General features: G+C 36.3%; 13 protein-coding genes. All 13 read left to right on the top strand.

Annotated features, from left to right (window positions below):
* Positions 1–17 precede the first annotated feature (17 nt).
* The 13 genes from K412_RS0119110 to pknB are packed head-to-tail and all read left to right on the top strand — an operon-like array spanning position 18 to position 13,529.
* Complete coding sequence (locus K412_RS0119110) at positions 18–1,070, top strand: FAD:protein FMN transferase (RefSeq protein WP_024834572.1); 1,053 nt, start codon at positions 18–20, stop codon at positions 1,068–1,070.
* Positions 1,054–1,461, top strand: coding sequence for a NusG domain II-containing protein (locus K412_RS0119105; RefSeq protein WP_024834571.1), 408 nt, complete (start codon positions 1,054–1,056; stop codon positions 1,459–1,461). The genes K412_RS0119110 and K412_RS0119105 overlap by 17 nt, the downstream gene beginning before the upstream one ends.
* Positions 1,458–1,994: a Gx transporter family protein gene (locus K412_RS0119100; protein WP_024834570.1), complete on the top strand. Its 537-nt coding sequence runs from the start codon at positions 1,458–1,460 to the stop codon at positions 1,992–1,994. Before K412_RS0119105 ends, K412_RS0119100 begins: the two co-directional genes overlap by 4 nt.
* A gap of 9 nt (positions 1,995–2,003) precedes the next feature.
* On the top strand, positions 2,004–2,960 hold the full coding sequence (locus tag K412_RS0119095; RefSeq protein ID WP_024834569.1) for a polyprenyl synthetase family protein: 957 nt from the start codon (positions 2,004–2,006) through the stop codon (positions 2,958–2,960).
* Positions 2,961–3,005: 45 nt separating this feature from the next.
* Positions 3,006–5,462, top strand: a complete 2,457-nt coding sequence (gene priA, locus K412_RS0119090) for a primosomal protein N' (protein ID WP_024834568.1) — start codon at positions 3,006–3,008, stop codon at positions 5,460–5,462.
* Positions 5,463–5,493: 31 nt separating this feature from the next.
* Positions 5,494–5,982 (top strand): peptide deformylase, encoded by a 489-nt coding sequence (gene def / locus K412_RS0119085; RefSeq protein ID WP_024834567.1) that lies wholly within the window; start codon positions 5,494–5,496, stop codon positions 5,980–5,982.
* Between the two features lie 40 nt (positions 5,983–6,022).
* Entirely contained in the window at positions 6,023–6,961 is a 939-nt protein-coding gene (fmt, locus tag K412_RS0119080; protein WP_024834566.1) for a methionyl-tRNA formyltransferase, read from the top strand.
* Positions 6,951–7,706, top strand: coding sequence for a DUF116 domain-containing protein (locus K412_RS0119075; protein ID WP_024834565.1), 756 nt, complete (start codon positions 6,951–6,953; stop codon positions 7,704–7,706). Before fmt ends, K412_RS0119075 begins: the two co-directional genes overlap by 11 nt.
* A gap of 29 nt (positions 7,707–7,735) precedes the next feature.
* Positions 7,736–8,434, top strand: a complete 699-nt coding sequence (locus K412_RS0119070; protein ID WP_024834564.1) for a zinc metallopeptidase — start codon at positions 7,736–7,738, stop codon at positions 8,432–8,434.
* A 51-nt stretch (positions 8,435–8,485) separates the two neighbouring features.
* Positions 8,486–9,835 carry a 16S rRNA (cytosine(967)-C(5))-methyltransferase RsmB gene (gene rsmB, locus K412_RS0119065; RefSeq protein WP_024834563.1) on the top strand — a complete coding sequence of 450 codons (1,350 nt, stop codon included), beginning with the start codon at positions 8,486–8,488 and terminating at the stop codon, positions 9,833–9,835.
* Positions 9,836–9,845: 10 nt separating this feature from the next.
* Positions 9,846–10,895, top strand: coding sequence for a dual-specificity RNA methyltransferase RlmN (gene rlmN, locus K412_RS0119060; RefSeq protein ID WP_024834562.1), 1,050 nt, complete (start codon positions 9,846–9,848; stop codon positions 10,893–10,895).
* A gap of 26 nt (positions 10,896–10,921) precedes the next feature.
* Positions 10,922–11,647, top strand: a complete 726-nt coding sequence (locus K412_RS0119055; protein ID WP_024834561.1) for a Stp1/IreP family PP2C-type Ser/Thr phosphatase — start codon at positions 10,922–10,924, stop codon at positions 11,645–11,647.
* A gap of 13 nt (positions 11,648–11,660) precedes the next feature.
* Positions 11,661–13,529 (top strand): Stk1 family PASTA domain-containing Ser/Thr kinase, encoded by a 1,869-nt coding sequence (gene pknB / locus K412_RS0119050; protein ID WP_024834560.1) that lies wholly within the window; start codon positions 11,661–11,663, stop codon positions 13,527–13,529.
* Positions 13,530–13,541 lie beyond the last annotated feature (12 nt).

Genomic DNA, 13,541 nt, shown 5'->3' with positions numbered 1-13,541 from the left:
TTATGGGGGTGAGTTGTTTGAAAAATAATCGTATTTTAATATTTTTATTCTTTTTGATAGCTTCTTTTTATCTAAACGGATGTTCAAAAAGTAATGAAAGTAATAATTACGTTGAAAAAGAGAGTTTTCAAATGGGCACCATAATTTCCCAAAAAATTTATGGCAGTAATGCTGAAAGTTCTGCCAATAAAATTATCAAAAGACTAAACAGCATTGAAGAAAATATGTCTCTCAATATTAATACAAGTACTTTAAGCTGGATTAATACTAATTCAGGGGAATCACAGGTATTTCATGTTAATGATGATATATATAATGTTTTAAGTGCTGCTAAACATTTTTCTGAATTAAGCCAGGGTGCCTTTGACATAACAGTAGGACCTTTAGTAAAAGAATGGGGGGTTTTTACTGATGATCCGCATGTTCCTACACAGAGCAGAATTAATGAACTTTTAAAACTTGTGAATTATAAATCTATTGAATTTGACCCAGAAAAAAAGACTTTTAGGCTTCCTATAAAAGGACAGATGATAGATTTTGGTGCTATTGCTAAAGGTTATGCTGCAGATGAGGCAGTTAAAATTTGTCGCAAAGACGGAATAAAATCAGCTTACATAAACCTTGGAGGAAATGTTTATGTAGTGGGGAATAAACCGGATAATACACCATGGAAAATAGGAATTCAAAATCCTAGAGCTGCAGACGGTAAATATATTGGTATTTTAAGGATTTCTGATAAAACAGTAGTGACTTCCGGCGACTATGAAAGATTTTTTGTGAAAAACGGCGTTAGATATCACCACATTATTGACCCCAGAACAGGGTGGCCTAGTAATTCGGATTTGATTAGTTCAACCATTGTTACGGATAGTTCCATTAGTGCTGATGCTTTGTCAACAGCTACTTTTGTCATGGGGTTAAACAAGTCAAAAGAATTATTGAAAAAACTCCATGGTGTTGACGCTATATTCATTACGAAAGATAAAAAAGTTTATATAACTGAAAACCTAAGAAGGTACTTTGATTTTCAGGATGAAAGCGGGGAGTTTACGTATGTTGAAAAAGGGTGACATAATTCTTTTGCTGGTAATAGTTCTTGGCATTTTGTCAGCTGTATTTTTTGGCAGGGAAGATGCAGTCAGTTTAAGCAATACCAGTGGAATCCCAGTTGATAACATAGGTATTACAGCAATAATAAAAAAGAATGACAAAGTAATTAGAAGAATTAATCTAACCAGTCTGAATAAACGAGAAGTGATTAATATATCAGGAGTGCATAAGGCAACTATTGTAGCAGAAAAAAACAGAATTTGCTTTCTTGAATCAGATTGTCCAGATAAGATTTGTGTGAAAACCGGCTGGCTCAGCCAACCGGGAGAAATAGCGGTTTGTCTTCCTAATAAAATAATTATTAAGCTTGAGCAAGATAAGAATCAAAATGTGGATGGAGTGGTAAAGTGAGATTATATATAAAAAATAATGTTGACATAAAGAAAATGGTACTACTGGCTGTTCTTACTTCTCAAGCGTTGGTATTGTCAATTATTGAGTCATGGTTTCCAGTTCCTGTTGGTATTCCAGGGATAAAGCTTGGATTGTCAAATATAATAACTATTGTTTCCTTAATTTTTTTTAGTCTATCAAATAGTATTTCAATAGTTTTGGTGAAATGTGTTTTATCATCCCTGTTTATGGGAGGGCCGGTAATTTTTGCTTTTAGCATATGTGGAGGATTTTTGAGTACACTGATTATGTGGATAATGTTAAAATATTTGGAGAGGTGGTTAAGCTTGATTGGAATCAGCATAGCCGGTTCAATAGCACATAATATCGGGCAGATATTGGTAGCATGCTTTATAATGAGTGATTTGTCTGTTATAGGCTATTTACCTGTATTGCTTTTGTCCGGAATTATTATGGGGACTTTTGTAGGGATATGCAGCACCTTTTTTGTTAGAGCTTTGAAAAAGTTAAATATTATATCAAATTTATAAGGGGTAATTATGTTTTTTGAAAACCAAAGGTTAAACAATGATATCAAAAAAGTCGAAGAAAATCTACGCACTAACGTTACTTCAAAAAACCAGCTTTTGGTTCAGGCCATTACCGATACGGTGGGGGCAGGAGGTAAGAGACTTAGACCAGCAATGGTTATAGTTTCATCATATTTCGGTAAGATACAACAGGACAAGCTTATTAAGCTTGCAAGTGCTATAGAGCTTCTTCATACTGCTACACTGATACACGATGATGTTTTGGATTACTCACCATATAGGAGAAACAGAGAAACAGTATACAAAAAATACGGAAGAGATATGGCTATTTACTGCGGTGATTTTTTGTATACTAAGGCACTTTTGATGCTTGCGGGAATTGCTCCTGCAAACAAGTTGACAATAGCAGCTAAAGCTGTTAAGACAATATGTGAGGGCGAAGTAGACCAATACAGAGATAAGTATGTAATGAACTTGTCAGTTCCTTCATACCTGAAAAGAATTTCAAGAAAAACCGCAGTACTTTTTGCGGCTTCTTGCGCATTAGGTGCATCATGTGCAAAATGTAATCCACGTATTACAAACAGTCTTTCGAAACTGGGCTTTTACTACGGAGTTATGTTTCAGATGATTGACGATTACCGGGATTATAAAAATGATGATCAAGAATGGGGAAAGCCTGTCTTTAATGACCTTTCCAAGGGGATACTAACTCTTCCAGGAATATATGCTTGCAAAAATAATAAAGAAATATATGAAAAGGTAGAGAACTACTGGAGAAGTGATAATAAGACAAATGAAGAACTTCATAATATAATTTCTCTGATATGTTCTTCAGGGGGGATGGAATATACCGAAAACTACATACAAAGGTATAGGCAGAAGGCTTTCCGAGAAATAGAAAACCTTCCAAAAGGAGAGGCTAGAGACATTCTTGCTGATTTGATTAATAAATTGCATATCTGATATAATAGAGTGGTTCTTTAGAAAATGTAATATGGAGTCGACATAATGAAAGTAACAACTGTATCAGTGGTACTAAACAATACAACCAGAACTTTTGATAAAAAATATACGTATAGTGTACCTGAAAACATGTCTCGACAGATTTTTAAAGGTTTACGAGTTCTTGTTCCATTCGGTAGCGGAGAGCAGGTAAGAGAAGGGTTTGTCCTGGAAACAAACCCTTTGATTTACGAAGATAAGCCTATTGTGTATAAGGAAATAAAGGAAATATTAGAGCCTTATCCCCTTTTGACAAATGACAGTATACAGCTTCTGGAATGGATGAAAAGAAGATATATATGTACATACTCAGACATTATTAAATGTATGTTGCCTCCGGGGATAAGTGTAAAAACAGTTAAGAATATAAAAATTAATAATGATTTTCATAAAGATTTTAAAAAGTCAGGTCTAAAAAAGGTTTTAGAGCTTCTTTCAGATTGCGGAGGAGAATGTGAGTATGAAGAACTTAGAGGTCTTTGTAACATAAAAGGATTTAAGGCGGCTATAGAGGAGCTTTGCCAATCCGGAGCAGTTTTGATTGAAGAAAGTTATGAGCAGAAGGTTAATAAAAAGACTGTTAAAGCTGTAAGTCTTGCAAGACCAACCTCTGAGATAATAGATGAACTTGAAAACAACCAGATTAAGAGAATACAACATGTAAGAGTTCTTGAGATACTTCTTGATAATGAAATAGTATCGGTTAGTGATATGCAAAGGTTTGCCGGTGTCACAACTTCAGTGCTTGATACTCTTAGCAAACACGGATACATAAGCTACAAGACTCTTGAAATTAAAAGAAATCCTCTTAAGGATAAGCATTATGAAAAGACGGAACCGCTATCACCTACAGAGGATCAGGCACGTGCTTTGACGTTTTTAAAGAAACAGCTTGACTGCGGAAATTTTCAGGAAACATTGCTTCATGGTATTACAGGAAGTGGAAAGACAGAGGTATACCTTCAGCTTATTTCCCACTGCTTTTCATTAGGGAAAAAGGCTATTATACTTGTGCCGGAAATTTCACTGACACCTCAGATGGTAGAAAGATTTGTCTCAAGATTTGGAAAGAGAGTTGCTGTAATTCACTCAAAACTGTCTCTGGGTGAAAGATTTGATCAGTGGAAGCTCATAAGAGACGGTAAAGTAGATGTGGTAGTAGGAGCACGGTCGGCGGTATTTGCTCCTTTGGAAAATCTGGGATTGATTGTTATAGATGAAGAACATGAGGGTTCCTACAAGTCTGAATCTATTCCTAGATATAATGCAAAGGACGTTGCCCGAAAGAGATGTGAAATTAACAACTGCCTGCTTGTATACGGTTCGGCAACACCTTCTGTTGAAACATATTACAGTGCTGAAACAGGGAAAATTAACCTTCTGGAAATGCAAAATAGACCGAAAACTGCAGTACTGCCAAAAGTTGAGCTTGTTGATATGAGAATCGAACTTGAAAACGGAAATAAGACGCCTTTTAGTTACAGATTGTTAGAAGAGCTTATAAAGAACAAGGAAAACAATCAGCAGAGTATTTTGTTTCTTAACAGAAGAGGATTTTCAACTTTTGTAATTTGTAGAAATTGTGGTTATACTATGAAATGTCCAGAGTGCAGTATTGCGCTGACTTATCATTCAAAAACTAAAAGATTGATTTGTCACTATTGCGGCTTTACTGTACAGAATCCTTCACTATGCCCATCCTGTAATAGTGAAAATATCAGGTATTTTGGTATAGGAACGCAGAAGATTGAAGAAGAAGTTATAAAGCGCATTCCAGAGGCTTCGGTAATACGAATGGATATGGACACCATAGGTTACAAAAATGCACATGAGGAAATATTGAACCGATTTAAAAATGAAAATATAAATATCATGGTAGGCACACAGATGATAGCCAAAGGACATGATTTTCCAAATGTTACCCTTGTAGGAGTACTTGCGGCGGACGGTATGCTTAATGCCGGGGACTACAGAGCCTCTGAAAGGACTTTCCAGCTTCTTACCCAGGTTTCCGGCAGGGCTGGAAGAGGAGATATCGGAGGCCGTGTAATCATACAAACATATAATACTGATGAGTACAGTATTCTTGCAGCATGTAACCATGATTTTAAGGCATTTTATAAACAGGAAATCATGATTCGTAAAAGACTTGATTATCCTCCGTTTACAAATATTGCAGTGGTTACCTTTTCAGGCAGAAGAGACAGAGGTGTTTTTGAGGCTGCCAAAAGTGTTAAACCTCTTCTATGTGAAGAGTGTTCGAAAAGCACTCTTGTACTTGGACCTTCCCGATGTCCGATACCTAAGATTGCTAACAAGTACCGCTGGAGGCTTGTTGTAAAGGAAAGAGACATAGAGCTGCTTATTGAACGACTATCAGACATGGGTGATAGGTTTTGGAAAAATAACAAGGATAAAGATGTTACCATGGGAATAGATATAAATCCTTATAATATGCTATAATAGTAAAGATATATATAATTGGAGGTTTTTTATGGCTTACAGGCAAATAAGGGAAGATGGGGACGAAGTATTAAGAAAGATAAGCAGACCAGTTGAAACTATTGATAAAAAAATATTATCTCTTTTAGAAGATATGGCAGATACTATGTACAGAGCTGACGGAGTAGGTTTGGCAGCTCCTCAGGTTGGTGTTCTCAAGAGAATAGTTGTTATAGATGTGGGTGATGGATTATATGAGATGATTAATCCGGTTATTCTAGAGCAAAGCGGAGAACAGGATGGTATTGAAGGCTGCCTGAGTATCCCAGGGTTATCAGGAAAGGTTAAGCGCCCCATGAACGTTACTTTGAGATATACTGACAGAAACGGCGAAAGTATAACCATCAAAGCCAATGAATTTTTTGCAAGAGCCATATGTCATGAATTAGACCATTTGGACGGAATTTTATATAAAGATAAGGCATATAAGATGTACACTGAAAAAGAATTTGAAGAAATGAGAAAAAATAAAAAAGATTAGGTTAAGATATACCAAGGTTATTTAGGAGAGTGAAGTATTAGTGAAGATAATTTTTATGGGTACACCTGAATTTGCAGTGCCCAGTCTTGAAATGCTAATAAATGAAGGTTATAAAGTTATTGCAGTTGTTACTCAACCTGACAAACCAAAGGGCAGAGGTAAGAAACTGGCGGCTCCGCCTGTTAAGGAATTTGCACTGGAGCATAGTATACCAGTTCTACAACCTGAAAAAATAAAGACACCTGAATTTGTTGAAGAAATCAGGAAATTAGCTCCAGATTTGTTAATTACTGCTGCATATGGGAAGATTATATCAAAGGAAATGCTTGATATACCACCATTAGGATGTATAAACGTACATGGTTCTCTTTTGCCTGCTTACAGGGGAGCTGCCCCTATTCAGTGGTCAATTATAAACGGTGAAAAAGTAACTGGTATTACTACTATGTTTACTGATGTGGGACTAGACACCGGAGATATGCTTTTAAAAAGGGAAATTGAAATAGGCTGCGATATGACAGCCGGTGAATTGCATGATGCAATGGCTGTTTTAGGAGCCCAAGTTTTAAAAGAAACTCTTATAGAGCTTAAAAATGGTACACTTGTAAGAAAGCCACAGGATGATTCCTTGTCATCATATGCTCCTATAATTACAAAGGAAGTAGGGCACATCGATTGGAATAAAACAGCTCAACAGATACATGACCTTGTAAGAGGAACAAATCCATGGCCGGGGGCGTACACATATTTAAATGAAAGCAAAATGAGGGTTTGGAAAACCTCTATTTCAAACTTGGAAAATAACAAAAGTCATTGTCCTGGAGAAATTGTCAAGGTTGATGATAACGGACTACAGGTAAAATGCTCTGATGGCTACATATTGATAAATGAGCTGCAATTTGATTCGTCTAAAAGGATGAAAGTCAGCGATTATTTGAGAGGACACAAAATTAGCATAGGTGAGAAGCTTGGACACTAATGTTAACGCATTTTTACGTATTTTGATTATAATATTGACGGTTTTCATATCACTGTTGATATTATTTGGAGTTGCTTACGTAAATGCATCTATAGATGTTTATAGTGCCATATTGGTTATATTGATTATGGCTGTAGTTTTTTGTATTAGTGCCTTGGCTGTTATGAGTGGGGCCATTATTCATACAGTCAAAAGGAAAAAAGCATCAGGATTAACTTTGGCACTGACTAAACTAGGGTTACGGGTTTTAATGCCTGTAGCAGTTTTGTTTGCAAAATCAAACAGCATAGAAAAAAAGAGTATAAGATATTTTTATATAGAATTGAATAATATTGTAGTGGAATCATATAATAAAAAGTATAATCCTAAAGATATTATGATACTTCTTCCACACTGCCTTCAAAATAGCCAATGTGGACTTAAGGTGACTTCAGACCCTGAGCTTTGCAGGCAATGTGGTAAATGTAAAATTGGAGAACTTCTGAAATTTGCAAAAGAAAATGGAATAAGCTTGTTTGTGGCAACAGGTGGTACAGTAGCCAGGAATATTGTAAAAAAAGCAAAACCGGGAATTATAATATCTGTAGCATGTGAAAGAGATTTGATGAGTGGTATCTCAGATATTAAGGGTATACCAGTAATTGGAATTATTAATAAACAGCCAAATGGGCCCTGTATAAATACAGATGTTGATGTAGAAGGACTTATTGAAAAAATAAGACAGATTACTGTTAATGTGACATAGATGTGATTATAAACAGGAGGACAAGTATAATGGGCTTTTATTATATGGACAGATATTATTTGATACTGGTTGTTCCGGCACTGATTATATCAATAATTGCACAGATACAGGTAAAAAGTACCTTTAATAAATATAGTAAAATCGGTAATTCAAAGCATATAACGGGAGCGGAAGTTGCTCGTTATTTGCTTCAGGTAAACGGTATTCAGGATGTTGAAGTTACTCGGGTAGGTGGTAAACTGACAGACCATTATGACCCCAGAAAGAAAGTGCTTAGGCTGTCTGAATCTACCTACGGAAGTACTTCAGTAGCCGCAATAGGTGTTGCAGCACATGAAACCGGGCATGCAATACAACACAAGGTAAAATATGGACCTCTTGTACTACGAAGTACCTTGGTTCCCGTAGCAGGATTTGGTTCTTCAGTTGGTCCGTACATGGCAATATTAGGATTGTTTCTAGGCTGGCCGATTATAATTAATTTCGGACTGCTTTTGTTTTTTGCAGCGATATTGTTTTATCTAATAACTCTTCCGGTAGAGTTTAATGCAAGTAGACGGGCGATTTCTGTGTTGAGCAGCACAGGAATCCTTTTGAATGAAGAACTGATTTCTGCGAAAAAAGTGTTAAATGCAGCAGCGATGACTTATGTAGCATCGGTATTGGTTGCAATTGCCAGTTTTTTGCGTTTACTTCTGCTTGCAAACCAACGAAGAAACAGAGATTAGTATGTAAGGAACAAAACAATAAAGACGCTATTTTGGCTCATGGAGGTTAATGTGGCATTAGATTTAGCAAGAGAAACAGCATTAAAGATTTTATATGATATTACTGAAAACCAAGCATATTCAAATATTTCAGTTAATAAGCATCTTGAAAATGAAAAGCTTAGAGAGATTGACCGGTCATTTGCAACAGAATTGGTTTATGGTACGGTAAAATGGCTTTTGCAGATTGATTACATTATAGGGAAATATTCCAGCATTAAGCTTAAAAAGCTGTCACCATGGATTAAAAATATTTTAAGACTTGGCGTATACCAGCTTCTTCATACAGACAGAATACCTGTTTCGGCAGCCTGCAACACAGCAGTTGATCTTGCAAAAAGATATGGGCATCAGGCTTCCAGTAGATTTGTTAATGCAGTACTTAGAAATATTTCAAAAAACAAAGATAATATTCCTTATCCGGATAAAAGTGATTTTGCAAATTATCTAAGCATTTTATACTCACATCCCGTTTGGATGGTGCAAAAATGGATAGACTTATATGGGAAAGAGTTTACAGAGGATTTATTAAAAAGTAATAATCAGGTGCCTGATTTTATTATCAGGACCAATACATTGAAAACAGACAGGGAAACTCTGTTGGATATGCTACATAAAGAAGGAATAAATGCTGAACCGGGCAGGTACGTTGAGGAAGCAGTTGTATTGAAAAATCCATCATCAATCTCCAACCTTGAAACCTTTAAAAAAGGTTATTTTCAGGTTCAGGATGAGAGTTCAATGCTGGCAGCGAAAATCCTTGACCCCAGAGAAGGTGAAACTGTAATTGATGTTTGTAGTGCTCCTGGGGGCAAGGCAACACATATAGCACAGCTTATGAATAATAAGGGTACTGTTATTGCAAGAGATGTTTATCAGCATAAGCTCAATCTTATAGAGCAGTCATGTAGCAGATTGGGTATAGATATTATAAAAACCGAGATTCATGATGCGTGTGAACTTGATGAAAACCTCATAGGAAAAGCTGATAGAGTTTTGATAGACGCACCTTGTTCAGGATTAGGTATAATTAGAAAAAAACCTGATATTAAGTATTCAAGGACAGAGAATGAGTTAAATGAGATAACTGGTCTCCAGGAGAAGATACTGAAAATTGCTTCCCAGTATTTAAAGGTGGGGGGAGTCATGATTTACAGTACATGTACAATACAGCCACAAGAAAATCTGGACATTGTACAGGATTTCCTTGATAAAAATCCTAATTTAAAGCTGGCAGGTTTTCGTGAACTTATGCCTCCAGCTTTGGATATTTCCAGTTCAGAAAAAGGATATATTCAATTATATCCGAATATATATCAGACAGATGGATTTTTTATAAGTAAAATAAAAAGGGAGAAATAAAATACTCACAATGATTAATTTAATGGATATGACTTTGGAGGAACTTGAACAGATGCTGTTGGAAATGGGACAGCAGAAATTCAGGGCAAAGCAGATTTTTAAATGGACAAACAGTGGAATCAGATCATTTGCTGATATGACTAATATTTCAAAGCAGTTGAGGGATGAGTTAGAGAAGGTTTCAAAAATCAGCAGATTAAAAATAGTTGATAAACTTCAATCAAAACTTGATTCAACTGTCAAGTATTTATTTGAGTTGGAGGATGGAAATATTATTGAAAGTGTTCTTATGGAGTACAAGCATGGCTTTACAGCCTGCATTTCTTCTCAGGCAGGGTGCAGGATGGGCTGTAAGTTTTGTGCATCAACAGGAGCAGGCTTTTCACGTAATCTGACTCCCGGCGAAATGCTTGATCAGGTAATGACTATGCAGGAAGATTCGCGGAACAGGATTGGACATATAGTGTTAATGGGTATCGGGGAACCCTTGGATAATTACGATAATGTAATTAAATTTTTGAAAATAGTAAATCATCCGGATGGATTGATGATAGGAATGCGTAATATATCTCTTTCAACATGTGGTGTAGTTCCTAGAATATTGCAGCTTGCGCAGGAAAATATTCCTATTACTCTTTCAGTCTCTCTACACAGTCCCAAGGATGACAAAAGGTCAGCCATGATGCCGGTTAATAAGGCTTATTGTATTGACAAATTAATTTCAGCATGTAAGATATATACAGAGAGTACAAAAAGAAGGATAACATTTGAATATGCAATGATTTCAGGTGAAAATGATTCTGAGCAGGATGCCAGAGAGTTAGCGGGACTATTAAAGGGAATGCTTTGTCATGTAAATTTGATTCCGGTAAATACCGTTACAGGTAATGGTTATAAAAAAAGCTCAAGAATTCACATAGATAAATTTAAGAACATTTTGGAGTCTAAAGGTATTGAGACTACAGTAAGAAGGGAGCTTGGCAGCGATATAAATGCTGCGTGTGGACAGCTTAGGAAGAACAAAATTAACAGTAGTGCCAATTTACTTTTTGAATCTTAAAAGTGTTTATTTCAGGAGTGATTTGTTTGAAGTATGGTATTAAAACTGATAGGGGATTGAAAAGACAGTTAAACGAGGACAATTGTAATGTTCTAGTAGGTTATCCAGGAATTCCTGTTTGTTTCGTCATAGCTGACGGAATGGGCGGTCACCAGTGCGGTGAGGTTGCAAGTAAACAGGCAGTTGACTCGGTCTGCAATCACCTTCTAAAATCTGATTGGTCGACAGAAGATATTCCTGAGTTATTAAAAAACATAATAACGACAGTGAATAATGAAATATATAATTTTTCACTGCTCGACATTTCTACCCAGGGTATGGGGACCACACTTATTATAACTGTACTCAAAAACAGGAAACTCTATATCGGCCATGTTGGAGATAGCAGGGTTTACCTGATAAGAAACAAGACTATCGAGAAAATAACCTGGGATCACTCATTTATAGAAGAAATGCTTAAAAATGGCTCTATAACAAAGGATGAAGCGCTAAACCATCCCAAAAAAAATCTCATTACCCGTGCCGTAGGATGTGAACCAGAATTACAAGTTGATACATATGAAATAGACGTTGAAGAAGATGATGTTATACTTTTATGCACTGACGGACTAAGCAATATGATAGCAGAAGACGAAATTTTGGACATAATTATTAATACGAAAGATCCTCAAGAAGCTTGTGATACTTTAGTCCAAAATGCAAATAATAAAGGCGGGGAAGACAACGTAACCGTAATCATAGGGAAAATATAAAATGAGGTGGAGTATGGAAGGTCAAATTTTAGGAAACAGGTATCTTTTACTGGAAAAAATAGGCGGCGGTGGAATGGCTGTCGTATATAAAGCAAAATGCACACTTTTAAACAGATTTGTGGCTGTAAAGGTATTACGGACAGAATTTACAAACGATGATGAGTTTGTTAAAAGGTTTAAAGTAGAAGCTCAAGCTGTTGCGAGCCTTTCACACCCAAATGTTGTATCAATTTATGACGTAGGACATCAGGACGATATCCATTACATTGTTATGGAATATGTCGATGGCATGACTTTAAAGGACTATTTGAACAAACATGGTGCGTTAAACTGGAAAGATGCAGTAAAAATAACCATCCAGATTTGTTCTGCAATTGAACATGCTCATAAAAATAACATTGTACATAGAGATATAAAGCCTCACAATATCCTGCTGACCAAAGAAGGTATTGCGAAAGTTACGGATTTTGGAATAGCACGAGCAGTAACCTCTTCTACAATCACTATGGTTGGAAGTACGATTGGTTCGGTGCATTATTTTTCTCCGGAACAGGCAAGAGGCGGATTTATAGATGAAAAATCCGATCTTTACTCATTGGGAATAGCACTCTATGAAATGGTTACTGGAAAGGTACCTTTTGACGGTGATTCACCGGTAGCAGTGGCGTTGAAGCATATACAAGAAATGCCCTTAGATCCTCACAAGCTTGTTCCAAGTTTGCCTTATGGTGTAAATGAAATAATAATGAAGGCTATTCAAAAAGAGCAAAATATGCGTTATCAGTCAGCAACTGAAATGCTTAATGATTTAAACACTGTTCTTGTACAGCCTCAGGGTGGCTTTGTAGAGCATAATTCTGTTTCAAATAAATCAACAATAAGAATGAGATCAGTAAATTCAGACGATATTGACAGAACTATGAGAGTAAGTACAAGGACCACCAATGTAAATAATAAAAAATATGAATCTGAAAAGCAAAAAAAGAAAAACAATACGACTTATTGGTTGGCGGGGATTGCCAGTGTACTTGTTATAGGAGTATTACTATTTATAACTATCGGATTGCTAACAAAAGGAAATGATGCTGTAAATACTATGCCTGATTATCGCAATAAAAAATTCGAAGATATCAAGGAAGATTTGATAAAAAGAGGAATTAATTATACCGAGAACTGGCAGGATAATGATGCAGTAGATAAAGGTGTAATATTTGCTCAGAGTGTCGAACCGGGAACGGAGTATAGGGACGGTAGTTTTACAAATCTTGAGCTATCCATTAGTAATGGTCCTAAGAGTAAAAAAGTACCAGATGTTACAAATAGGGATTATAGAGATGCTCAAAGTCAACTTGAAAGTCAGGATATAAAATATAGAATTGAAGAAGAGTTTAGTGATAATGTTAAGGAAGATTATGTAATCCGTACAGAGCCAAAAGCTAATGAAGAAATTACCGAGGAAACAGTAGTAACGATTTTTGTTAGCAAAGGTGCGGAAGTTAAGTTAATAAAAGTGCCAAATCTGGTTGGAAAAACAGAGAGTGCGGCTATGCAACTTCTTAAAGATGCAAAACTATCTCTTGGAAGCGTATTACCATCAGGTGTTACAAAAGGAATAGTCAATAAACAGGCACCGGAAGCATATTCAGAAGTAGCCCCGGGTGAAGCTGTAACAATATGGCTTACACCTCAGGAACAGCAGGCACCTTCAAGTCCAAGCCAGAGTCAGCCATCTGATACTCAAACAAACGGTAATGCAGGTGGAGATAATTCAAAAGGTGAAGGTAAAGGAAATACATCCGGAGATCAGGAAAATGCAGGTACACAGCAGCCTGATAACGGCTCCGCAGAAGGAGATAATAAAACAAACCCTGATGGAAAGTAAAATAGGAGGTTC

Source organism: Ruminiclostridium josui JCM 17888 (genome assembly GCF_000526495.1).
GTDB lineage: Bacteria > Bacillota > Clostridia > Acetivibrionales > DSM-1351 > Ruminiclostridium > Ruminiclostridium josui.
Note: the sequence above shows the minus strand (reverse complement) of the source record. Positions and strands in the feature narration are given on the sequence as shown.